General features: G+C 69.7%; 23 protein-coding genes. 13 read left to right on the top strand and 10 right to left on the bottom strand.

The window, feature by feature from the left end; genetic code table 11:
• Positions 1–165: 165 nt before the first annotated feature.
• Both AC30CM_RS12670 and AC30CM_RS12675 read right to left on the bottom strand, forming a co-directional pair.
• The gene (locus AC30CM_RS12670; protein ID WP_490117230.1) at positions 166–408 is read right to left on the bottom strand and encodes a hypothetical protein; all 243 of its coding nucleotides are present in this window, start codon (positions 406–408) and stop codon (positions 166–168) included.
• A 124-nt stretch (positions 409–532) separates the two neighbouring features.
• The gene (locus AC30CM_RS12675; protein WP_490117231.1) at positions 533–2,134 is read right to left on the bottom strand and encodes a PucR family transcriptional regulator; all 1,602 of its coding nucleotides are present in this window, start codon (positions 2,132–2,134) and stop codon (positions 533–535) included.
• A gap of 123 nt (positions 2,135–2,257) precedes the next feature.
• On the opposite strand from AC30CM_RS12675, the gene AC30CM_RS12680 reads away from it, so the two are divergent.
• The 8 genes from AC30CM_RS12680 (at position 2,258) to AC30CM_RS12715 (ending at position 9,273) form a co-directional block, all read left to right on the top strand.
• Positions 2,258–3,673, top strand: a complete 1,416-nt coding sequence (locus AC30CM_RS12680) for an APC family permease (protein ID WP_490117232.1) — start codon at positions 2,258–2,260, stop codon at positions 3,671–3,673.
• Positions 3,670–4,530 carry a universal stress protein gene (locus AC30CM_RS12685; RefSeq protein WP_490117233.1) on the top strand — a complete coding sequence of 287 codons (861 nt, stop codon included), beginning with the start codon at positions 3,670–3,672 and terminating at the stop codon, positions 4,528–4,530. The genes AC30CM_RS12680 and AC30CM_RS12685 overlap by 4 nt, the downstream gene beginning before the upstream one ends.
• Before the next feature lie 90 nt (positions 4,531–4,620).
• Positions 4,621–6,288, top strand: a complete 1,668-nt coding sequence (locus AC30CM_RS12690; protein WP_490117234.1) for an SMI1/KNR4 family protein — start codon at positions 4,621–4,623, stop codon at positions 6,286–6,288.
• A 1-nt stretch (position 6,289) separates the two neighbouring features.
• Entirely contained in the window at positions 6,290–7,108 is an 819-nt protein-coding gene (locus tag AC30CM_RS12695) for an NlpC/P60 family protein (protein ID WP_490117235.1), read from the top strand.
• 105 nt (positions 7,109–7,213) lie between these two features.
• Positions 7,214–7,867, top strand: coding sequence for a dihydrofolate reductase family protein (locus AC30CM_RS12700; RefSeq protein WP_490117236.1), 654 nt, complete (start codon positions 7,214–7,216; stop codon positions 7,865–7,867).
• 37 nt (positions 7,868–7,904) lie between these two features.
• The gene (locus tag AC30CM_RS12705) at positions 7,905–8,516 is read left to right on the top strand and encodes an FKBP-type peptidyl-prolyl cis-trans isomerase (protein ID WP_490117287.1); all 612 of its coding nucleotides are present in this window, start codon (positions 7,905–7,907) and stop codon (positions 8,514–8,516) included.
• Positions 8,517–8,524: 8 nt separating this feature from the next.
• Positions 8,525–8,971 (top strand): guanyl-specific ribonuclease, encoded by a 447-nt coding sequence (locus tag AC30CM_RS12710; RefSeq protein WP_490117237.1) that lies wholly within the window; start codon positions 8,525–8,527, stop codon positions 8,969–8,971.
• A 14-nt stretch (positions 8,972–8,985) separates the two neighbouring features.
• Complete coding sequence (locus AC30CM_RS12715; protein ID WP_490117288.1) at positions 8,986–9,273, top strand: barstar family protein; 288 nt, start codon at positions 8,986–8,988, stop codon at positions 9,271–9,273.
• Positions 9,274–9,277: 4 nt separating this feature from the next.
• Here the strand turns inward: AC30CM_RS12715 and allB are convergent, their stop codons facing one another.
• Positions 9,278–10,651: an allantoinase AllB gene (gene allB, locus AC30CM_RS12720; protein WP_490117238.1), complete on the bottom strand. Its 1,374-nt coding sequence runs from the start codon at positions 10,649–10,651 to the stop codon at positions 9,278–9,280.
• A 272-nt stretch (positions 10,652–10,923) separates the two neighbouring features.
• Here allB and AC30CM_RS12725 point away from each other — a divergent pair, with 272 nt between their 5' ends.
• Positions 10,924–12,429, top strand: a complete 1,506-nt coding sequence (locus AC30CM_RS12725; RefSeq protein ID WP_490117239.1) for an NCS1 family nucleobase:cation symporter-1 — start codon at positions 10,924–10,926, stop codon at positions 12,427–12,429.
• An 8-nt stretch (positions 12,430–12,437) separates the two neighbouring features.
• Positions 12,438–13,160 (top strand): aspartate/glutamate racemase family protein, encoded by a 723-nt coding sequence (locus tag AC30CM_RS12730; protein WP_490117240.1) that lies wholly within the window; start codon positions 12,438–12,440, stop codon positions 13,158–13,160.
• Between the two features lie 15 nt (positions 13,161–13,175).
• On the opposite strand, the gene AC30CM_RS12735 is transcribed toward AC30CM_RS12730, so the two are convergent.
• Both AC30CM_RS12735 and AC30CM_RS12740 read right to left on the bottom strand, forming a co-directional pair.
• Positions 13,176–14,051, bottom strand: a complete 876-nt coding sequence (locus AC30CM_RS12735) for a bifunctional allantoicase/(S)-ureidoglycine aminohydrolase (RefSeq protein WP_490117241.1) — start codon at positions 14,049–14,051, stop codon at positions 13,176–13,178.
• Entirely contained in the window at positions 14,048–15,337 is a 1,290-nt protein-coding gene (locus AC30CM_RS12740; protein ID WP_490117242.1) for a DUF6986 family protein, read from the bottom strand. Before AC30CM_RS12740 ends, AC30CM_RS12735 begins: the two co-directional genes overlap by 4 nt.
• Before the next feature lie 201 nt (positions 15,338–15,538).
• Here AC30CM_RS12740 and AC30CM_RS12745 point away from each other — a divergent pair, with 201 nt between their 5' ends.
• The gene (locus AC30CM_RS12745) at positions 15,539–16,300 is read left to right on the top strand and encodes an IclR family transcriptional regulator (RefSeq protein WP_490117243.1); all 762 of its coding nucleotides are present in this window, start codon (positions 15,539–15,541) and stop codon (positions 16,298–16,300) included.
• 13 nt (positions 16,301–16,313) lie between these two features.
• Here AC30CM_RS12745 and AC30CM_RS12750 read toward each other — a convergent pair whose 3' ends face one another.
• Positions 16,314–16,928: an FMN-dependent NADH-azoreductase gene (locus AC30CM_RS12750; RefSeq protein ID WP_490117244.1), complete on the bottom strand. Its 615-nt coding sequence runs from the start codon at positions 16,926–16,928 to the stop codon at positions 16,314–16,316.
• A gap of 12 nt (positions 16,929–16,940) precedes the next feature.
• Entirely contained in the window at positions 16,941–18,068 is a 1,128-nt protein-coding gene (locus tag AC30CM_RS12755) for an FUSC family protein (protein ID WP_490117245.1), read from the bottom strand.
• 55 nt (positions 18,069–18,123) lie between these two features.
• On the opposite strand from AC30CM_RS12755, the gene AC30CM_RS12760 reads away from it, so the two are divergent.
• Together AC30CM_RS12760 and AC30CM_RS12765 are read left to right on the top strand one after the other, a co-directional pair.
• Positions 18,124–18,636: a MarR family winged helix-turn-helix transcriptional regulator gene (locus tag AC30CM_RS12760; RefSeq protein ID WP_490117246.1), complete on the top strand. Its 513-nt coding sequence runs from the start codon at positions 18,124–18,126 to the stop codon at positions 18,634–18,636.
• Positions 18,637–18,659: 23 nt separating this feature from the next.
• Positions 18,660–18,959 carry a thiamine-binding protein gene (locus AC30CM_RS12765; RefSeq protein WP_490117247.1) on the top strand — a complete coding sequence of 100 codons (300 nt, stop codon included), beginning with the start codon at positions 18,660–18,662 and terminating at the stop codon, positions 18,957–18,959.
• Positions 18,960–18,965: 6 nt separating this feature from the next.
• On the opposite strand, the gene AC30CM_RS12770 is transcribed toward AC30CM_RS12765, so the two are convergent.
• The 3 genes from AC30CM_RS12770 to AC30CM_RS12780 all read right to left on the bottom strand — a co-directional run bounded on the left by AC30CM_RS12770 (position 18,966) and on the right by AC30CM_RS12780 (position 21,843).
• The gene (locus tag AC30CM_RS12770; protein ID WP_490117248.1) at positions 18,966–19,502 is read right to left on the bottom strand and encodes a hypothetical protein; all 537 of its coding nucleotides are present in this window, start codon (positions 19,500–19,502) and stop codon (positions 18,966–18,968) included.
• A gap of 137 nt (positions 19,503–19,639) precedes the next feature.
• Positions 19,640–20,803 (bottom strand): GGDEF domain-containing protein, encoded by a 1,164-nt coding sequence (locus AC30CM_RS12775; protein ID WP_490117249.1) that lies wholly within the window; start codon positions 20,801–20,803, stop codon positions 19,640–19,642.
• A 107-nt stretch (positions 20,804–20,910) separates the two neighbouring features.
• Entirely contained in the window at positions 20,911–21,843 is a 933-nt protein-coding gene (locus tag AC30CM_RS12780; protein ID WP_490117250.1) for a LysR family transcriptional regulator, read from the bottom strand.
• Positions 21,844–21,887 lie beyond the last annotated feature (44 nt).

Raw genomic sequence — 21,887 nt, forward strand, 5'->3', positions numbered from 1 at the left:
GGTGCCGCCGGCGCGGCGCCGCGCGAGCTCGCGGCGCGTCCGCGACAGCCGGCGCCGCGTCACGATCACCACGACGCCCAGCGCGACCAGCGCGGCGAATTCGACGGCGGCCAGAACCGACAGGGCGACGATCACCCGCCGATTATCGTCGACGCGTCGTCGCGGTTACTTCTTGCCGTAGGGGGGCGCCTTCACCGCCGGTGCGGCCTTCACCGGCACGATCGTGCCGGTGTAGGTGACCGTGGTGGTCTCACCCACCTGCATGCCGGCAGGCGAGTACGGGGTCGTCCCCGCATCCGCGGTGGTACCGCCGGCGGCCGCCAATACGCCCATGGTGACGACGGAGCCGGCGCCGAGGGCCGCGGCGAGCGTCTTGAACCGGAACGAGAGGGAACGTGGTGAAGTCATGGGAAGTGATTGTGCGGATCGACGACGGTCAGCGCATCGACCGCCAGCACCTTCACAGGCAAACGGCATGTCTCCGCCAGCAAGTCCGCATGCCTACGCAAGGTCGTTGTGTTAGTTGGGCTTTCTATGTATTCGAGGTCCGCCGCGACGGCTCGACCACTCCGCGGCCCGTCGTGGCGAGCAGTGCCAGGAGGAGCTCGGCACGCACCCGAGCGTCGTCGAGGTCGCAGCCGAGCAGCCGGCGCACGCTGGTGATGCGGTTGCGCAGCGTGTGCCGGTGCACGCCGGAGGCCGCCGCCGCGGTCTCCCAGTGGCCGTTGGCCTCCAGGAAGGCGCGCAAGGCGTCGACCAGCCCGCCGTGGTGGTCCCGGTCGTACTGCACCAGCGGTCCGAGGGTGCTGTCGGCCATGGCCGTGAGCACTCGTCTACTGGCCTCGTGGGACAACAGGGTTCGACCGGCCTCGGCAGCGAGATCGACTGGGGCGCCGCCTTTTCGGGCCGTCTCGGCCGCGAGCTGAGCACTCTGGACGGCCGCCGCCAGCTCGTCGAGACCGTGCGGCCTGCTGACGCCGACGCGAATCGACCGCCGCGTCGGGCCGTCGAGGTCGGCGAACAGCTGGGTCACGACGTCGAGCCCCGCGTCACCGGGCACCACGACGACGACCCGCGCGTCGTCGGCATGGACGTCGGAATGGACGTCGGAATGAACGTCGGAATGAACGAAGCACTGATATCCCGCCCGCTCGACGGCGTCCTCGCAGGCGGCGTGCAACGTCGTCAGCTCGCCACCTGCACCCCGATCGACCACGACCGCGCGAATCCGGCGATGCGAGTCCGCTGCCCGCGCCACCATCGCCTTCGCGGCGCGGCGATCGTCGCCGCCGTGCAACAGCAGCCCCAGCGCCGAGGAATTCAGTTGGCGCCGAACGGCATCGAGACGTCTGGGCTTGTCGAACTCCAGAGCCAGGAGGGCATTGGCATGCCCGAGGAGCATCTGGTCGACGTGCCCGATCGGACCTCCGCCGAGGACGACGACCTCGCCGTACGAGCGTGCACCGATGCGGATGCGCTGATGCACGACGGTGGTCGCCACCCCGTCGGTGGTCACCGTCGTGACGCCCACGTCCGCACCCGCGGACACGGTCGCGCGTACCTCGTCGAGCAGCGTCACGTCCGAACAAGGCGGATGGCAGGTCACGATGTCGCCGGCGGCGTCGAGCACCACGATGGTGGCCGACAGCGAGCGTGCGAGTTCACGCGCAACCGCGTCGGCTCCGCCGGTGATCACCGCGCGCGTCAGGTGCGGCTGAGCGCGCGACACCCGCAGCACCGCGTCGTACTCGACCTCGGCGATGTGGGCGGTGACGGCCTTGACGATGGCGACGAACGGGGTTTCCAGCGGCACCTCGATCAACGGCAGGCCGATGTCGTCGGCGACCGCGATCATGTCGTCGGGCACCGCGGCGTGGGTCAGTCCCGTCGCGAAGCCGACGCCGGCCACACCGCTGTCGGCGAGGCTGCGCAGATACGCCGCTCGGCCCGCGGAAGTCTTCGGTAGCCGGATCCCGGTGGTCAGCACCAGCTCGTGACCCGACAGCCAGCGTGCCGGGTCGGCGAGTTCGGTGGTCAGCACCACGTTCATGGTGCGGCCGATACCGGCGGCACCACCCCGCAGCCGCAGGGACAGGCCCGTTTGGGTAAGTACCCAGGCCACGGAGACGCGCATCAACGGATTGTACGAATCGGCGGAAAGTCGTCGTCGAGATGGACGAATTGGCGTGCGGTGCTCGCCAGTGGCGCGGCGCACACTTCTTGAGGCATTACGGACGAACCGGCTGAGAGGACTCGCGTGCAGCCAACTTCTGCTTCCACCTCGCCCCACCTCGGGCGCTCCCTCGGGTTGTGGGCGATCGTGGGTCTGGGTCTGGGCTACATGACGCCCATGACGGTGTTCGACACCTTCGGCATCGTCTCCGGTGAGACCAACGGCGTGGTCCCGCTCGCCTACCTGGTGGCGCTGGTCGCCATGCTGTTCACCGCGGTGAGCTACGGCCGGATGACCCGGGTGTTCCCCTCGGCGGGCTCGGCGTACACGTACGCCTCCGAGGTCATCCACCCCAACGTGGGCTTCCTGGTCGGGTGGTCGTCCCTGCTGGACTACCTGCTGCTGCCGATGGTCAACGCCGTGATCGGCCGCATCTACTTCGAGTCGTTCTTCCCCGAGGCGCCCTCCTGGGTGTTCGTCGTGGTCTACGTGGCCGCGGTCACCGCCGTGAACTGCTGGAGCATCAAGGGCACGTCGAGCATCAACGGTGTCCTCGTGGTCTTCCAGATCGTGCTGATCGGCGTGTTCGTCGTGCTCGCCTACCTCGAGATCCGCAACGGGCTCGGGACGGGAACGGTGTTCGCCCTGCAACCGCTCTACCATTCCGGCGTCGAGATCGGCGCGGTGATCGCAGGCGCCACGGTGGTGTGCTTCTCGTTCATCGGCTTCGACGCCATCACGATGTACAGCGAGGAGGCGAAGTCGCCGAACACCGTGCCGAAGGCCATCGTGCTCGCCTTGCTCATCGGCGGTCTGGTGTTCCTCATCGGCGCCTGGTTCAGCCAGGCCGCCTTCCCCACCCTGGACGGCTTCGAGGTCACCGACGACACGCTTCCCGAACTCGCCCTCAAGGTCGGTGGCGAGTTCTTCAAGATCCTGTTCGTCTCCGCGGCACTGGCCGCCATGGTCGCCTCGAGCCTGTCCTCACACGCCAGCGTGTCTCGCATGATCTACGTGATGGCTCGCAACGGCACCGGTCGCATTCCGCGCTTCCTGTCCTACATCCACCCGCGGTTCCTGACGCCCACGCACGCCGTGCTGATCGTCGGGGTGGTGTCGCTGCTGGCGGTGAACTTCACGCTCGAATTCGTCTCGGCGATGATCAACTTCGGTGCGCTGATCGCGTTCACGGTGGTCAACCTGACCGTCCTGGTCTACTTCGCCGGGCGGCTGAAGCGGCGCCACACGCCCATGGAGATCCTCACCAACGTCGTGCTGCCCATCATCGGCATGAGCCTCACGGCCGTGCTGTGGCTCAACCTGCACGTGGACGCCCTGCTGTACGGCGCCATCTGGTTCGCCATCGGGGCGACGCTGCTGGTGTACGTCACCAAGGGGCTACGCCAACCCATGACCATGCGGATCGAAGAGGAGACGCTGGCGGCCGAGGGCACTCCGGTCCCCCACGTCGAGCACGGCAAGAGCGGTGAGCCCCGGTGAGATTGGTGGTCGGCTACCTCGCCACCTCCGGCGGCGCGGACGCCATGGCCCTGGCGGTTCGTCTGGCCCGCACCCTCGCTGCGGACGTGGAGGTGCGGTTGGTACTGGCACCCGACGACGTCGCCATCCAACGCGTGACCCCCGATCGCTACCACGAAGTGCTCGCCGAACAGGGCGCGACGTGGCTCGACGAGGCGTTGCGCATGGTCCCCGACGACGTCACCGCACGCGGTGAGGTGCTGGTGGACGCGTCGGTCGCCGACGCCCTGTGTGCCGAGGCGCAGCGGCTGGACGCCGAGGTGCTCGTGGTCGGCGGGTCCGGCGGCGGTCTGGTGGGCAGCCTCGCCCTCGGCGCACTCGTCGACGAGCTGTTGCGTACGGCGCCGGTTCCCGTCGCCGTCGCCCCACGCGGCACCCGGCACGGTGACGCCCAACGCATCCGCTCGGTGACGTGCGCCGTCGGCGACCGGCCCGGTGCCCGCCGTCTCCTGGACACCGCGGTGCGCGTCAGCACGGCCACCCGCACGCCGCTGCGCTTGGTGTCGCTGGTGGCGCTCGACCAGATCGACGACCGCGCTGCAGACACGGCCCAGCAGCACGCACGGCAGACGCTCGACGAGGTGACCGCCGCGCTGCCCGACGGGGTCGACGTCACGGCCGTGGTCGCCACGGGCGACACCGTCGAGGCCGCCGTGGAGGGCCTGCAGTGGCAGGACGGCGACGTCCTGATGCTCGGATCGAGCAGGCTCGCCCCGCCGCGTCGGCTGATGCTCGGCTCGACCGCCGCCCGCATCCTGCGCGTGCTGCAGGTTCCCATCCTCGTGACACCCGGCGAGGAGACGCCCACGCCGGCGTGAGCCGCGCGGTTCCGCCGCGTGGACGCCTCGTGGGCGCGTCGCTCGTGCGATCATGGCTGCGCTCGCTGGCCACGACGACGGGAGAACGCGATGACGTCGCGGCTGGCGCTCGGGTTGCGTCTGGTGGCCGCGGTGAGCGTCGTCGCCACCATGGTCGGTGCGGGTTTCGCGCATCGTTCGCCGTGGATCGTCGTGCTGGTGACACCGGTGTTCACCATGCTCTACGCGCTGGGCAAGTGGCAGGCGTGGCGGCTGGCCTGGCGCATCGGCGGAGCGCGGCGGATCGCCGGCGCCATCGCGGTGGCGCTGCCCATCCAGGCCGTCGTGGCCACGATCTGTTACGTGCTCGGCGTCGGCATGGGCCGGCTGGCCGGTGGACCGCGCGCGATCGCCGCCGCATCCTCGTCGGACGTCGTGATCGTGGCGGGGCTGCTCGCGGTCGCCGGAGCGCTCGGCGTCGCGGTGATCCGCATCGAGCGCGGTGCGCACGGCGCGCCCCCTCCGCACCCTCGGGCCACCGACGACGGCGGCCATGCCGTCGAGGGCGAGATCGAACTCGACGTCGACCCCACTCCTCTGACGGTGGACACGTTCTTCCTGGCGCCGGCGCACTGGCGCACCAACGCCGCGCGAGGCGCCATGGAGGCCCACGAGGTCCCCGTCGACAAACCGCCGCGGGCAGCCCGCGAGGACATGCTCGCCGCCGCCGAGGAACGGCTCGGCGTGCGGTTGCCGGCGACCCTGCGACGGCTGTACGGCGTGTACGACGGCGGCTACGTCGGCTGGACGTACGTCCCGCTGGTACCCGATCCCGGTCCTCGCCACGACCATTGGCGTGGCGCCTTCGCCATCGACTACTCGTCGCTGGTCCCCACGGCCCGACTGCGCACCGTCGCCGAGCACTACGCAGACTTCACCGACGACCCCGACGACCTGCCCGCAAACGCCCACCGGCTCGTCGTGCTGCAGGCCCGCTACGGCGACATGACACTGCTCGACTACTCGCGCGGTGCCCACCCCCGCGTCCTGATCGTCCAGTTCGACAAGCCCGTCGGCGAGGATCCCGTCGACGTGGCGTTCGACGACTTCGACGCGTTCTTTGCCGCTCTGCGGCGCGAGCGCGACGACTCCCCCGACGGTCCGCACGTCGACGACCTCAGTGGACCGCTGGCCGAAGCACCCGCCGACCTGCGGGCACGACGGTTCTGGGGCCGGGCCGACGCCCACCCCTTCGCCCGCAACGCCGGCCATCGCCGCGACGACTCCGCCCCGCGGCCGACCGCCGACGACGACCTGGTCGCAGCCACCTGCGAGCGGCTGGGGCTGATCCTGCCGGACGAGCTGGTGGCGCTGTGGCGAGAGAAGAACGGCGGCGGTGTGGCGTCACGTTTCGTCGCGAACGCCGGCGCCGTGCACGAGGTGATGCGCTTTCCGGTACCGCTCGAGTACGTGGTGACGCTCGCCGAGCTGTCGAGCCGCATCCGCTTCCCCGCAGGCGAAACTCCTTGGGCGCAGCGCCATCCGGACGCCGACAGGTTGGTGGCGCTGGAGGCCGACCATGATCGGGCGCTGCTGCTGGACTATCGCGACCGCGCCGATGACGACCCGGCGGTGCTGGCTGTCACGGATCTGGCGCTGCCCACGAGCGCGGCGCTGCGTTTCGAGAGCGTCGCAGAGATGTTGGGACGCTTGCGCTTTCACCGCAGCGCGTGGAGTGACGTCGCGATACCCCATGACGTCGAATCCTCGGGAGCCTGACATGGGTCGTCCGTGGCGGACGTCGGCCGTCGTGCTGACGTTGGCGTGCCTCGCGCTCGGCGCACCTGCCCACGCGGAACCCGACGCGCCGCCCGCCGCGGGACCGTACGCCTTCACCTGCACCTGGGGTTCGTTGACGGGCGACTTCGGGGACCGCGACGCACTGCCGCAGAGCGACGACCCCCCGTCGCAGTGGTACCAGACCGACGCCGCCGGGCGCTACGTCAACGGCGGGTGGGGCCCACGCGCCAAACCCCTTCCGCCACCGGCCATCCCGCACGATGCCGGTTGCGACGCCGCCACGTGGAAGCGGGAGCGCGTCCTGGCCGTGGCGATGCGCTACCTCGACACGCCCGGAAACCCCCTGGGCCTGGAGTACCGACACCACCACGTGCCCGCATGGGACCCGCCCACCTCGACGTTCGCAGGCGAGCCCGAACGCAATGGCGACGTCGACGCGCCCCAGGAGCCGTCGGCGTGGGGGCCCGGTCCGGGCCTGGACTGCTCGAACTTCACGGCCTGGGTCTACGACTACGGGCTCGGAATCCACTTCGACGGCGACGTGGGCGACCAGTACGCCGGGTCTGCCGGGCCCATGGGAGCCAACCTGCCCGCCGAGGGCCCGTTCCAGCCCGGCGACCTGCTCTACCTGCACCCGGACGGTTCCACGACCACGGCGTCGCACGTCGTGATCTACGTCGACGACCAGCACGTCATCGACAGCCGCGTCGACGCGCAACACGTCCGCGGGGTCCAGGTGCGGCAGCGCGTGGGCTGGTACCGCACCGCCGTCCTGGGCGGTTGGCGCCCGACGGCATGACGGGCGCCTCGCGCCGATGACTTCCGCCCTCCCGCAGGGTCGACACCTCGAGACCACCATCTCGAGACCACCACCTCGAGACCACGCCACGCCACGGAGGACCGCATGCCCCGCCCCATCACCCATCTCTCGATGTCCCTATCCGCCGATGGCTACGTCGCCGGGCCCGACCAGAGCGAGGAGCATCCGCTGGGGATCGGGGGTGAACTGCTGCACCGCTGGCATCTCGGAGCCGACCGCGATCACCCGGTGAACCAGCGTGTGATGGCCGACATGCTCGACGGGATGGGCGCCACGATCATGGGCCGGAACATGTTCGGCCCGGTCCGGGGCGACTGGGGTGACCGCGACTGGCGGGGTTGGTGGGGTGAGGAACCCCCGTACCACTGCCCCGTGTTCGTGCTCACCCACCATCCTCGGGAATCCCTCGAGATGGCAGGCGGTACGACCTTCCACTTCGTCACCGACGGCATCGAGGCGGCGCACGCGCTCGCCCGGGTCGCCGCCGGTGACCGCCCGATCTCGATCGCGGGCGGCGCGTCCTGCGCGCGCCAGGCGTTGCAGGCCGGCCTGGTCGACGAGATCGACGTTCAGCTCAACCCGGTGCTCCTCGGATCCGGGGAGCGGTTGTTCGACGGATTCGAGGCAGGTCGCCCCGGCCTCGAACTCGTCCGCGTGCTCGAGGCACCGGGGGTCGCGCACCTGCGCTACCGCGTCACCGACGCCAGCGGCTGTCGGGTCGCCGGGCGCGCGTTGTAGCGTGGCGACCGTGATCGTTACCCCACGCACGCGCTCCATGGTCGCGGTCGCGACCGGCGCCACGGCCCTGGTCCTCTCGCTGTCGGCATGCGGGTCCGAGACCGGGACCTCGTCGGCCAGTACGCCGTCCCCGGATGCCTCGACGTCGTCGACGGCCGCCGCACCGGCCACCGCGGCACCCGCCGCCGCCCAGTGCCCGTCGACGCCGCCCGCCGCGGGTGGCACCCCGCAATGGACCTTGCCCGGGACCACCGGCAGCGTCGCGGTCACCGGCTCCACCGACACCGCAGCGCCCGAGGTCACCGTGACCGGCCCCTTCAGCGTCACCGAGACCCAGGTGCACACCTTGACTCCCGGAACCGGGCCCATCGTCGGCGACACCGCCACGGTGTCGGTCTGCTACATGGGCGTCAACGGCCGCGACGGCTCGGTGTTCGACAGCAGCTATCAGCGCGGCGAACCCGCACAGTTCCCCCTCGACGGCGTGGTCCCGGGCTTCCAGAAGGCCATCGCCGGCCAGCACGTCGGCTCCACCGTCGCGGTCGCCATGGACGCCGCCGACGGCTACCCCAACGGCCAGCCGAGTGCCGGCATCCGACCGGGTGACTCGCTGGTCTTCGCCATCAAGATCCTCGACGTGACGCCGTAACCCCGGCCATGGGCCGGCTCCGGATCGGGCTCCTCGCACTCGTCGCGCTCCTCGCCGTCGCCGGCGGCGTCACGCTGCTGCGAACGACCGCGGTCGGACCCGATCCCGCGCCCGGTCCTTCGTCCGCCGCGGCCTCGTCCGTCCCGGGTGTCCCGACGTGCCCGCTGCACACCCTGCCCAGCCAGGTCGCCGACACCATCGCCGCCATCCACGCCGGGGGGCCATTCCCCTTCCCGCGCAACGACGGCGTGGTGTTCGGCAACCGCGAACGGCACCTGCCCGAGCGCGCCAAGGGCTACTACCACGAATACACCGTGGTGACCCCCGGGGCCGCCGATCGGTCGACGCGCCGCATCGTCACCGGCGGCACGCCGGTCACCGACCCGCCGCAGTACTTCTACACCGGTGATCACTACGACTCGTTCTGCGTCATCACGGATGCGAGTCCACGGTGACGGCCGAGCCCAGGGTGTTCCGCATCGACGGTCGACGCATCACGTCGGAGGCCGACTTCTACCGCGAGATCGGCCGCGCCGTGAATGGTCCCGGCGGATACTTCGGGCGCAACCTCGACGCACTCGCCGACTGCCTGCGCGGCGGCTTCGGCACCCCGGAGGACGAGCCGTACGCGTTCGAGTGGCAGCACAGCGCGACGTCGCGACGACGGCTGCGGGCGCCCGGACCCCACCGGCGGTCGTTCGTCGACGAGGTGTGCGCCGTCTTCGCCGACAGCGGGGTCGGGTTGCTCCTGACCTGAACTCTCAGCGCTGCACGCCGCCGCGGCGCAACATCCGGCCGTGGGGGGTCTGGAAGTCGATCTTCTTGCCGCGCAACCACGTTCCGGTCACCACGCCGGCGAGGGCGCGTCCGTCGTACGGGCTGATGGGGTTCTTGTGGTGCAGCTTGTGCACGTCGACGACCTGCGCCGACTCCGGCTCGAAGATCGCGAAGTCGGCGTCGTACCCCAGCGCGATCTTGCCCTTGGTGTTGAGCCCGGCCAGTGCGGCCGGCATGGCCGCCATCCAGTCGATCACCTGCGTGAGCGCGATGCCGCGACGCTTGGCCTCGGTCCAGATCAGCGACAGGCCGAGTTGCAGGGACGCGACACCGCCCCAGGCGATGCCGAAGTCGCCGTTCTCGACGTCCTTCAGGTCGACCGTCGACGGCGAGTGGTCGGAGACGATGCAATCGATCGTGCCGTCGAGCAACCCCTGCCAGAGCAGTTCTCGGTTGGAGGCCTCGCGGATCGGCGGGCAGCACTTGAACGCGGTGGCGCCGTTCGGGATCTCCTCGGCGAGCAGCGTCAGGTAGTGCGGGCAGGTCTCGACGGTGATCCGGACGCCGTCACGCTTTGCGGTGGCGAGCATGGGCAGCGCATCCGACGACGACAGGTGCAGGATGTGGGCGCGCACACCGGTCCACCGCGCGCGCTCGATGACCTCGGCGATCGCCACGTTCTCGGCGCCGCGCGGACGCGAGGCCAGGAAGCGCTCGTACTGATTGCCCTCGGCCGACGGCGCCCGGTCGATGGCGCGGGAATCCTCGGCGTGCACGATCATCATGGAGTCGAAGCCGGCCAGCACGGCCATGTCCTTCTCCATCTCGTCGGCGTCGAGGTGCGGGAACTCGTCGACACCGGAGTGCAGCAGGAAGCACTTGAAGCCGAACACCCCGTCGTCGTGCAGCCCGCGCAGGTCGTCGGTGTTGCCGGGGATGGCCCCGCCCCAGAATCCGACGTCGATGTGCGTCTTGCCCTCGGCGGCGGCACGCTTCACCTTGAGGGCCTCGACGTCGACGGTCGGAGGAATGGAGTTGAGCGGCATGTCGATCAGCGTGGTCACCCCGCCCGCGGCCGCCGCGCGGGTCGCGGAGTCGAACCCCTCCCACTCGGTGCGGCCCGGCTCGTTGACGTGCACGTGGGTGTCGACCAGGCCGGGGATCATGACCTGCGCGGCGGTGAGTTCGATGGTCTCGGTACCGGTGAGGCCGCTTCCCAGCGGTTCGATGGCGACGACACGACCGTCGCGGATGCCGATCTCGCGGGCGACGATCCCCGCCGTGGTCAGCGTGCGTTCGCCGCGAACCACCAGGTCGAAGTCGGCGTGGCTCGCTGTGTCGGGGGCGTCGGCGGTCATCGGCAGCTCTCCATCGTCACGGGGATCGTCACGGGGGTCGTCACGCGGATGGTCGCGGCGACGGTCACGGGACAATTCCTCATCGTGGAAACAAAACTCCATCTGTTGGGAAAACCTTAGATGTGAGTGGTAACACAGTCAATCGCACGAAAGGCTTGACAGGCATTGTCCGGATGCGAGTTACTTACCAAATCAGTGGAAAACAACTTCCACATAGTGGAATTTTGCGGCGGCGTCCGGACGTCGCCGCTCCGACCGCGACAGGCGTATCCATGAGCACAGAGTCCACCGGGCTCATCGGCGACTCCAGTCGTCACGATGCACCCTCGGCCACCGACGTCAGCCCCCACCTCTACAACGCAGACCTCGCGCCCACCAAGCGCCAGGGCCGACGGTGGGGCGCCTACAACATCTTCACCCTGTGGGCGAACGACGTGCACAGCCTCGGCAACTACTCGTTCGCCATCGGACTGTTCGCCCTCGGTCTCGGCGGGTGGCAGATCCTGCTGGCGCTCGGACTCGGTGGCGCGTTCCTGTTCCTGCTGCTCAACCTCTCCGGATTCATGGGAGAGAAGACCGGTGTCCCCTTCCCGGTGATGAGCCGCATCTCGTTCGGCACCCGCGGAGCGCAGATCCCCGCCCTCATCCGCGGCGCGGTCGCGATCGCGTGGTTCGGCATCCAGACGTATCTCGCGTCCGTCGTGCTGCGCATCCTGATCATCGCCCTGGCCCCGTCGGCGCAGTCACTCGACTCGAACAGCGTCCTCGGGCTGTCGACGCTGGGCTGGATCTCGTTCGTCACGCTGTGGGTGATCCAGGCCGTCATCGTCAGCTACGGCATGGAGATGATCCGCAAGTACGAGGCGTTCGCCGGTCCGGTCATCCTCGTCACGATGGTCGCGCTCGCGATCTGGATGCTGAACAACGCCGACTGGACCATCGCCTGGACGACGCCCGACTCGCTCACCGGCGCCGACATGTGGCTCCACATCGTCGGCGGCGCCAGCCTGTGGGTGGCGATCTACGGCACGTTCGTCCTGAACTTCTGCGACTTCACCCGCAACGCCACCTCGAAGCGGGCCATCGTGAAGGGCAACTTCTGGGGCATCCCGCTCAACATGCTGGTGTTCGGCAGCATCGTCATCACCCTCGCCGGCGCGCAGTTCCGCATCGACGGCCGCGTCATCGAGGCACCCGCCGACATCGTCAAGGAGGTGCCGAACACCCTGCTGCTGGTGCTCGCCGCCCTGGCCCTGCTGATCCTGACCGTCGCCGTGAACATGATGGCGAACTTCGTCGCGCCCATCTACGCGCTGAACAACCTGTTCCCCAAGCATCTGAACTTCCGCCGCGCGGCCCTCATCTCGGCCGTCATCGGTCTGGTGATCCTGCCGTGGAACCTGTACAACTCGCCCGCGGTCATCAACTACTTCCTCGGCGGCCTCGGCGCCATCCTCGGGCCGCTGTTCGGCATCATCATGGCCGACTACTGGCTGGTGCGTCGTTCCCAGATCAACGTCCCGGCCCTGTTCACGGCCGCTACTACGGGTGACTACCACTACGCGAAGGGCGTGAACACGCGGGCCGTCATCGCCCTCGTCATCACGGCGGTAGCAGCGCTGCTGATGGCGTTCGTCCCCGCGTTCAAGGTGGTCTCGGAGTTCTCCTGGTTCATCGGCGCCGGTCTCGGTGCGATCGTGTACCTCGTGGTCGCAGACCGCCGGGGTCCGTTCCACGACGTCTCCGGTGAGCCCATCGCCGTGTCGAGCACGCACTAGGACCCGCCGTGAGAATCCTCGTAGCCAACGTCAACACCACGGTCTCGATGACCGAGGCCATCGCCGAGTCGGCGCGCGGTGTCGCGTCACCGGACACCGAGATCGTCGGCATCACACCGCGATTCGGAGCGGACTCGTGCGAAGGGAACTTCGAGAGCTACCTCGCGGCCATCGCGGTCATGGACGCCGTCACGGCCTATCCCGAGCCGTTCGACGCCGTGATCCAGGCCGGCTACGGCGAGCACGGTCGGGAGGGCCTGCAGGAGTTGCTCGACGTCCCGGTGGTCGACATCACCGAGGCGGCCGCGTCGACGGCGATGTACCTCGGCCACCAGTACTCGGTGGTCACCACGCTCGACCGCACCGTCCCCCTGATCGAGGACCGGCTCAAGCTCGCAGGACTCGACGCGCGGTGCGCGTCGGTGCGGGCGTCCGGGCTCGGTGTGCTCGAACTCGAGTCGGATCCGGAACGAGCGGTCGACGCCATCGTGCGCGAGGCGCTGCAGGCCGTCGAGCACGATCACGCCGAGGTGATCTGTCTGGGCTGCGGCGGCATGGCCGAACTCGAGGCGAAGGTGTCGGCCGCGACCGGCGTCCCCATCGTCGACGGCGTCCGCGCGGCGGTCACCATTGCCGAAGGTCTGGTCCGGATGGGCCTGTCGACGTCCAAGGTGCGGACCTACGCGACCCCGCGTGCGAAGAAGGTCACCGGCTGGCCGTTTCGGTTGTAGCGCAACCGAATCCGGTCAGAGCATGATCTGGCGGTTGACGTCCTTGTACAGCAGGTACCGGAAGTTCGACGGCCCGCCCGCGTAGCACGCCTGCGGGCAGAAAGCGCGCAGCGAGAGGAAGTCGCCTTCCTGCACCTCGACCCAGTCGCCGTTGAGGTGGTACACGGCCTTGCCCTCGAGCATCAGCAACCCGTGTTCCATGACGTGGGTCTCGGCGAACGGGATGCTCGCGCCGGGCTCGAACGTGACGATGTTGACGTGCATGTCGTACCCGAGATCCTGGGGGTCGAGCATGCGCGTCGTGCGCCACCTGCCGTCGGTCCCCGGCATCGCGGACGGTTCGATGTCCTGCTCGTTGCCGAACCTCACCGACACCGGGTGGCCCTCGACCGCCTCGTAGCGCTTGCGGATCCACACGAACGTCGCGTCGGCGTCACCGTCGTTGCGGGCCGACCAGTCGGTGCCCGCCGGAAGGTACGCGAAGCCGCCCTCGGCGAGCGTGCGGGACTGGCCTGCCGCGTCGACGGTGAGCGCACCGGACGTGACGAACAAGAAGCCCTCCACCTCCGGTTGCGGCTCGGGTCGCCGCGCGCCACCACCCGGCTTGACCTCGACGATGGCCTGGAAGAACGTCGTCGCACCACCGGCGACGGGCCGGTTGACGATCCAGGCGCGCGTGTCGGTCCACTCCGGGAACACCGAGGTGACGATGTCGGAGAGGACACCGCGCGGGATCACCGTGTAGGCCTCGGTGACGGTGGCGCGGTCGGTCAGCAGAGCGGTCTGCGGGGGCAGGCCCCCGCGGGGCGTGTAGTACGACGCAGTGGTCGGCGCATTGCCAACCGGGTCGGTGACTGGGTGGGTGACTGGGTGGGTCGCTGGATGGGTCACGGGGTGCTCCTCGGGGTGCGGCCGAGCGCGATGTCGCGAACGGTGGACATGGGCAGATCGGTGGCGGTCTCGATCTCGTCGACGGTGAGGGCGCCGCACACGTGGCCGCGATGGATCACGTTGCCGAGGGCTCGCGCGGTGGCGGGTTCGTCCATCACCGTCGAGTCGAGTCCGTGGACGTAGTTGCGCAGCCGCGTCGCGGCAGGCCGGAACGCGTCACGGTAGAACGCATAGGTGGCCAGGTAGCGGGTGACGAGCTGGGCGGGGTGCATGTCCCAGCCCTGGTTGATGCCGCGTTCCAGGTGACGACGGACCAGACGCGCGTGCAGTTTCCACGCCATCGCGACGTTCTCGCGGTCGCCGACGGGCAGGACGTTGGTGGAACCGTCGGACAGATGCACGCCCGTGCCTGCGACCGCCAGCTGCATGACGTTCTTGGCGTGGTCGGCCGCCGGATGCTCCATCGACTGGTAGGCGGCCGCGATGCCGAGTGACGCCGAGTAGTCGTAGGTGCCGTAGTGCAGCGAGCTGACGCGCCCCTGGCCGGCGTGGACGAACTGCGCGACGGGCGCACGGCCGTCGGCGCCGAGGATGGCCTGCGGCGTCTCGACCTGCACCTCGAAGCGGATGCGACCGTCGGTGAGGCCGTTTGCGCGCTCGAGGGCGCCCGCCACTGCGACCATCGCCTCGACCTGGTCGACTGACGTCACCTTGGGCAGCGTGAGGGTGAGGCCATCGGGAAGTCCGCCGGACTCGACGAGACCGCTGACGAACATGTCGAGCGTGCGCAACCCGCGCGCCCGCGTGGCGGGTTCGAAGCACTTGAAGCGGGTACCGACGAACGGCGTCGAGGTGCCGGCGTCGAGGGCGACCCGCAATGCGCCGACCACCCGCGCGACGTCGGCGTCCTCGGTGGCGTCGTCGAAGGGTCCGTCCGAGGTGCGGTAGCCGTCCTCGAAGTCGATGCGGAGGTCCTCGATGGGCTCGGTGGTCAACTTGTCGTGGACGAGAGCGGCGAGTGTCTCCGGTGCGCAGTCGGATCCGCTGCTCACCCCGACGAGCGAGGCGACGGCGTCGAGCCCGCCTGCGTCCGTCGCGGCGGCGAGAGCGGCCGATCCCCAGTCGGCGGGCGTCGTCGCCGCGTACCGGTTGCCCGGGACGTAGACGGTGTGCACCGGCTGCCTGCGGCCGTCGTCACCGGGGTACCGGCTCTCGAGGCGCGCGTCGGCGGCCGTCAGCCGGCGATCGACGTCCGCCAGCACCGCATCGTCGAGGCGTCTTGCCACGGTGTCCCTTCCCGTCGTCGGGTCTGCACCGGCTGTCCATTCCGGGACCCACGCGTGGAATCAGAATTCCACATCGTGGAGTTTAGCCCGAAGGCGAGTGGCCACCATGCACTTCGCCGCACCCGGTCGAAATTCCGTATTGCGGAATCAACACCGCGCATGTTGGATGAAACCACGATCGACGGCTGGGAGTGGAACCGCATGACAGAGAAGTCGGGCGGCGTGCAGTCGGTGGAGCGCGCGTTCGAGTTGATGGAGTTGATCGGCCGTGCCGGCGGAGAGTGCTCGCTCACCGAACTCTCCACGGAGTCGCCCCTGCCGCCGCCGACGATTCATCGCTTGCTCCGGACGCTGGTCGGCATCGGCTACGTGCGCCAACTGCCCAACCGCCGCTACGCCCTGGGGCCGAGGCTGATTCGTCTGGGCGAAGTGGCGAACCGGCAGTTGGGCGCCGTCGCCGCACCGGTACTGCAATCGTTGGTCGACGAGTTGTCGGAAGCGGCGAGCCTCGCGGTGCTCGACGGTGACATGGTGATCTACACCGCACAGGTCGTACCCGCCAAGTCGGGCCGGACGAGCACCGAGGTGGGCAAGCGCATCGGCCTGCACACGTCCGGTGTGGGCAAGGCCGTGCTGGGCGAGTTGGACGACGCCCGGATCCTGAAATTGGTCACGCAGTCCGGGCTTCCGGCACCGACCGAGAACAGCGCCTCCACCCTCTCGGCAGTCTTCGCGAACGTCGAGCGGGTGCGGGTAGACGGTCACGCGATCGACGACGAGGAACTCGAGATCGGTGTCCGCTCGGTCGCCATGGCGGTGCCCGGCGCCCCCACCCCCATGGCCATCGGCATCTCCGGGCCCACGGCCCATGTCGACGAGGGCTTCGTCACTCGGGCCGTCGTCGCCCTCGAGAGGGCAACGGGCGTGATCTCCGAGGCCTTGATCGGCTCCCGGGAGCAGTAGACCGCCCGGGACCCTATCCCCAGCCGTCGGCGCAGGCGAGCAGTTCCTCGCGCACCTCGGCTTCGGGCCGGTGGAAGTCCCCCGGCGCGGCGGGCGGTTCGGTGTGAACGACGAAGCCCTGAACGGCCATGCTCATGAAGCCGCCCAGGATCGCGTAGAACGGGCCGAGCACGAAGTCGCCGCGGACGTCGGCACCGGTGGGCGTGGCCCGCGCGGACACCACGGCGACCGGCACGCCCCGCAGTGGCGCAATGCCTTCTGCCGCAGGCGAATCGACACCGATCACGTGCACGTAGTCCAGCCATGCCTTCAACGTCGAGGGCATGCTGAAGTTGTACATCGGCGCACCGATCACCACCCCGGCGGCGCCGGACAGTTCGCTCAGCAACTCGTCCTGGAGGCGGGTCGCGTCGGCCGACGGCGCCACCGCGTCCGCCGGTCGCAGCCCTGCGGCGAAGTGCAGCGCGTTGGTGGGCAGGTGCGGCAGCTGGGCGGCATGGAGATCGCGGTGGCGGATCTCGCGGCCCGGGCGGGCGGCCACCCAGCGCCGAGCGAACTCGTCGGTCAGACGACGCGACGTCGACGAGCCGACGTTGGCGGACGAGTCCAGCTGCAGAAGGTAGGCCACGGGCAGGTGAGTCTAGTCAGCCGACGTCGCGCGCCGGAGGTGGTGGGCGTCGGCACCGGACATCGTGACCGCGGCCACCACGATGCCCACGACGACGCCGATGACCGTGTCGAGAATCCGATCGACGGCCACGGCCGGCGCCAGTCCCGAGCCGATGCCGGTGAGCAGCAGGGCCATTGGCGTGATGGCGAGCGAGGTCAGGGCGTAGTTCACCGTCGAGGCGATCTCGGCGGCGGTCTGGAGCACGACGATCGCGACGACGGCTCCCCAGTAGCCCAGCGGCAACGCCAGCAAACCGGCGGCCACCAGCGCTCCCGCGACGTTTCCCAGCAACCGCTGCACGCCGCGGTGGATCGTCACGTGGTAACCCACTCCCTGCATGGTGGCCACCGCGCCCATGGCCGCCCACATCGGATGCGGCAATCCGAGGGCGAACGCGATGGCGGCCCCCGCCGCCCCTGCCACGGCGATGCGCGCGCTGCGGGCCAGCAGCGTGGCGTGCGGCGCCCGCACCACGGTGAGCCAGAGCGGCTCGCGCGCAACGACGGCGGTCTCGCGATCGCGGCCACGCCGCACCGCCGCGAGCGCCCAGGGGGCCAGGGCGGCGAACATCCCGATCGCCGCACCGGCGGCCGTGATCACGACGAGGCGGCCCACGTCGCCGGCGTCGTGGGCGAAACCCCTGGCGCCGACGGCCGCGAAGACGAACACCACGGCCCCAGGACCGACGACGTGCAGCGCCCACACCAGGTAGGCGGCAGCGCCGGCGAGTGCCGACACCACGACGACGTCGACTGCCGCCCCGGTGCCGAGGGCGCCACACGTGGCACCGATGCCGACGGCCGCCGTGATGGCGACGGCCAGTACCGCGAGCCGACCGCGACGCACCGGGTACGGATCGGGACGACAGAACGCGGCCACCAGCGCGCCGAGTGCCGCGAACCCCGCCACGTCGTGCGCTCCGGTCAGGCCGCCCACGACGAACACGGCGGCGACCGCCGCCCCGACGCGCAACGGTGCCGCGAAGCTCGCCTTGCGCACGTCGGCGCGCAGGGCATCGCGCCAGACCACGGGCGAGACCGCATGTCGCAGCGCGAGACGTCGACGACCGAGGTGTTCGGACAGAGGGGCGACGAGCATCGAAGAACTTTATCACTGGTTCACCAGTAAAATTGTTTCCCGTTACGATGGTCACGTGTCAGCACCCGGCCCCGAGACGGCAACGCCCAGCGACAAGGTCGACCGCATCCGGCGCGAATGGGCCCAGAGCCACCCCGGGCTGGACACCGCGGTCATCGACGTGCTGGGGCGCGTGCAGCGCATCGCCTCGGCGTCCAATCAGCGGCTCGACCTCACCCTGGAACCGCGCGGGGTCACGCGGTCGGAGTTCGCAGTGCTGAGCGCGCTCGCGCGCGCGGGCCGCCCCCTACGGGCCAGCGAGGTCGTGTCGACCACGATGCTGAGCGGTGCCTCGATCACGAAGATCGCCGAAAACCTCTGCCGCCGAGAGCTTCTCGAGCGGCAGAAATCGGAACGCGACGGGCGCGTGGTGCTCCTCGTGCTGACACCGGAGGGACGATCGGTGGTCGACGAGGAGATGCCGCGACGCCTCGCCGACGACGAACAGCTGATCTCGGGATTGACGGCCGCCGAACGCGACACGCTCGCCGCACTGCTGCGCAAGGTGTGTGTCACGCTGGGTGGCTGACCGGCACCACGCGAGGAGAAGACATGATCGTGGCCTTCAGCATCAGCCCGTCCGGCGGCGACGACACCGGCGGCGTGAGCGAGGCGGTGGCCGCGGCCGTCGCGGTGGTGCGCGCGTCGGGCCTACCCAACGAGACCAATGCGATGTTCACCAACGTCGAGGGCGAGTGGGACGAGGTGATGGCCGTGATCAAGCAGGCCGTCGACGTGGTGGCTGCGGTGTCGCCGCGCACCAGCCTGGTGCTCAAGGCCGACATCCGCCCCGGCTACACCGGGCAACTCACCGCCAAGGTGGAACGGATCGAGCGGGCTCTCGGCGGCTGACGGCGGTCACATGCCCGGCGGCAGCAGCGGATTGAGACCGGGCACGGCGGGTGCGACCGTGTTCGGAGCCATGCCCAGCATGGTGGCGGCGTTGCTCAGCACCGTGAAGTCACCGTTGGCGAGCCGCGTCATGAAGGCCGGGCACTGCGTCTGGATGGCGACGCCTGCCACCCACCCGGCGATCGGCGGCGCGAGACCACCGTTGCCGCTGGCCTGAACGGCATTGCTCGCCAACTGGCTACCCGGTTGCACGAGCAGGGGGCACAGCGAGGTGCCGATCTGCGCGATGGCGGTGCTCAGCGGCCCGTTGTTGCCGATGCCGATCTGGTTGAGCACCGGCGACACCGGGTCGACGTCGGCCCTGGCCTGCGCAGGCAGCGCGGCGGCCACGGCCAGGATGGCGCCCGCGAGCGCCACCGGTCGTACGACGAACGCGGACGCTGCGATGAGGTCGACGGCGTTGACCGCGGTGCGCCCCGTCTTCGGCTTGACCCGGCCCGCAGCCTTGGGCCTTCGATGGAATGTGGGTGCCGCCGTCGTCATGTGCGTACTCTCCGTTTCCCCGCGGATCGTGCTCACCGCCAAGCACAAATGTCACTCGGGTAACGTTCTGCCACGCCCATCACGTTTGTGACACGAACCGGTCACCTTTCGAACCCTATGTGTTTCGCTGCCGGGGGCTAGCCCGACCAGGTGCCATCCTGTCCCGTTTGCTGTTCACGGACCGTCCGGGGACCGCCGACGGCCCGTTGGACGCGATTGCCGCCGGCCCGCTTCGCCTCGTACATCGCCGTATCCGAACGCCGCACCAGGTCGTCGATGAGATCGGTGGCCGACCGCGCGTCGCCCCTGGCGAGCGTCACGCCGGCGATGCCGATGCTCGCGGTGACCGGCGCCGCGTTCGCCGCGATGGCCATGCGGAGCGTCTCGGCAGCGTCTGCCGCAGCCGCGGCCGGATCACGGCCAGCCGGAGCACCGTCGACGTCGCGCACCTCGATGACGACGAACTCCTCTCCCCCGAAGCGTCCGGCGAGTCCGGCCGAGGGGCCGTGCGCGCGCAACAGTGCGCCGACGGTCGCCAGCGCCGCGTCGCCCGCCGCGTGGCCGCGAGTGTCGTTGAGGCGTTTGAAGTCGTCGAGGTCGATCAAGGTGACGGTGACTAGGACGTCACCCTCGGCACGCCGGTCGGTGACGAGATCGCACGCGCGGTGGTGGAATGCGCGGCGATTGAGCAGGCCGGTGAGGAAGTCGTTGTCGGAGTCGCGCAGGTCGGCTCGTAGCGCGTGCACCATCGATTGGATGCCGAACGGCACGCCGACGTTGAGCGCCATGACGGTGACGACTGCGGCCGCGGCGAGCGCGACGTCCCCGGTGGAGGTGGCCAGGCGCCACGTCAACACCGCCGCGGAGACCATCGCCACCGCGAAGTTGACCACGACCACGGCGAGTGTGTGGAAGTACGCGACGAAGCCGCCGATGACCGCGAACACGGCGCAGCCCATCAGCCCGGTGTACGGATTGGACAGCGCCAGGCACGAACCCGCGATGGCGGTCGTGGACGCGCAGGCGAACAGGACCGACTGCCCGCGCGACGGCCAACCGATCAGCCATGGCACGGCGGCCGCTGCTGCGATGCCTGCCGCCAGGCCCGCGATGGTGCGCCCGGCGGGGTCGTGCGGGCCCGCCGGACTGGCCATCATCACGACGGGCAGTCCGGCGAGGACGAGCGTGAAGCCGAAAGTGGCCCGGCGCCAGACGACCTGGAGGCCTCGGTCACGCAGGTACGCGCTGAACCACGCGAACTGGTCGGGCTGGTGCCACCATCGACGCGTCCAGCGCAGCATGCTCGACCTCCCCCAGGACAGGCATGGCGGGGATGGCACCGGCCGACGACCACCGAGCATCCCCGCGACCGAACTGCCAACGTAACCGGTGGGGCCGACGAAATCGACTATCCGCCGACGGTGGCCATCGGGTCCGACGGCACCTCGGCGACGGCGTCGCGGAGCAGGCCCACGAGGGCGGCGGTGAGATTGTCCGCCTGCTTTCCGCGCGAGAAGCTGCGCACCACGATGCGGCGCGTTCCCAGGCCCGGTACGTCCAAGGTGTCCACCCCGTCGAGTTGCACGCCCTGCAGCGCGAGCATGGGGACCAGGGCCATCCCCTCTCCAGCGGCCACCAGCGCCAACGCCGTCTGTGTGCCGAAATAGCGGTGCACCGTCGGATGATCCATGCCTGCGACCCGGTGCAGACGCGAAATCGCCTGCGCGCTGGCCGCACCGGGTTCGACGCCGAGCCACGGCAGGGTCAACCTCCCGATGTCGACGACGTCGGCGATGACGGTGCCCGCAGGCACCACGAGCTTCCACGGTTCGTCGAGGAGCGGCGCCTCGGTGAGCGACGCGGGCAGAGCGCGCGGCCGATCCTCGGCATCCAACTCGAGGATCACGGCATCGAGTTCACCCGCCTTGAGCGACCGCAACATCGAATCCTGATCGGATTCCACGATCTCGAAGTGCACGCCGGGGAGGTGCTGCTTCCAGCGTGGCAGCGCGGGCGCGATCACCACCGACAGGAAGCTCTGGAAGCCCCCGATGCGCAGCACGCCGCGCAGTTCGGCGTCGCCCCGCTCCAGACGCGCGCGGACGTCGATGAGGGTGCGCTCGATCTCCTGGGCCGCCTCGGCCAACACCAGACCCTCCGCGGTCAGCGCCGATCCGTGCGACGTGCGCGTCATCAGCACGCAGCCCGCCTCGCGCTCGAGGCGGGCGATCTGCTGAGACACCGCCGACGGTGTCATCCGCATCTCGTCGGCAGCGGCGAGCACACCGCCGGTGCGCGCCACGGCCAGCAGGAAGCGCAATCGTCGAGGATCGATGGGCATTCACGAATCGTAAACAAGTGATCAACGACAATTCAATTGTCATG

The sequence above is a fragment of the Mycobacterium sp. DHQP2018-32-09 genome (assembly GCF_058148405.1).

What these genes read in the sequence shown, in the direction of transcription:
- AC30CM_RS12670 (WP_490117230.1), bottom strand. Translation starts at nt 408, where the DNA reads ATGACTTCACCACGTTCCCTCTCGTTCCGGTTCAAGACGCTCGCCGCG.
- AC30CM_RS12675 (WP_490117231.1), bottom strand. Translation starts at nt 2,134, where the DNA reads ATGCGCGTCTCCGTGGCCTGGGTACTTACCCAAACGGGCCTGTCCCTG.
- AC30CM_RS12690 (WP_490117234.1), top strand. Translation starts at nt 4,621, where the DNA reads ATGACGTCGCGGCTGGCGCTCGGGTTGCGTCTGGTGGCCGCGGTGAGC.
- AC30CM_RS12695 (WP_490117235.1), top strand. Translation starts at nt 6,290, where the DNA reads ATGGGTCGTCCGTGGCGGACGTCGGCCGTCGTGCTGACGTTGGCGTGC.
- AC30CM_RS12700 (WP_490117236.1), top strand. Translation starts at nt 7,214, where the DNA reads ATGCCCCGCCCCATCACCCATCTCTCGATGTCCCTATCCGCCGATGGC.
- AC30CM_RS12705 (WP_490117287.1), top strand. Translation starts at nt 7,905, where the DNA reads ATGGTCGCGGTCGCGACCGGCGCCACGGCCCTGGTCCTCTCGCTGTCG.
- AC30CM_RS12710 (WP_490117237.1), top strand. Translation starts at nt 8,525, where the DNA reads ATGGGCCGGCTCCGGATCGGGCTCCTCGCACTCGTCGCGCTCCTCGCC.
- allB (WP_490117238.1), bottom strand. Translation starts at nt 10,651, where the DNA reads ATGACCGCCGACGCCCCCGACACAGCGAGCCACGCCGACTTCGACCTG.
- AC30CM_RS12725 (WP_490117239.1), top strand. Translation starts at nt 10,924, where the DNA reads ATGAGCACAGAGTCCACCGGGCTCATCGGCGACTCCAGTCGTCACGAT.
- AC30CM_RS12745 (WP_490117243.1), top strand. Translation starts at nt 15,539, where the DNA reads ATGACAGAGAAGTCGGGCGGCGTGCAGTCGGTGGAGCGCGCGTTCGAG.
- AC30CM_RS12755 (WP_490117245.1), bottom strand. Translation starts at nt 18,068, where the DNA reads ATGCTCGTCGCCCCTCTGTCCGAACACCTCGGTCGTCGACGTCTCGCG.
- AC30CM_RS12765 (WP_490117247.1), top strand. Translation starts at nt 18,660, where the DNA reads ATGATCGTGGCCTTCAGCATCAGCCCGTCCGGCGGCGACGACACCGGC.
- AC30CM_RS12770 (WP_490117248.1), bottom strand. Translation starts at nt 19,502, where the DNA reads ATGACGACGGCGGCACCCACATTCCATCGAAGGCCCAAGGCTGCGGGC.
- AC30CM_RS12775 (WP_490117249.1), bottom strand. Translation starts at nt 20,803, where the DNA reads ATGCTGCGCTGGACGCGTCGATGGTGGCACCAGCCCGACCAGTTCGCG.
- AC30CM_RS12780 (WP_490117250.1), bottom strand. Translation starts at nt 21,843, where the DNA reads ATGCCCATCGATCCTCGACGATTGCGCTTCCTGCTGGCCGTGGCGCGC.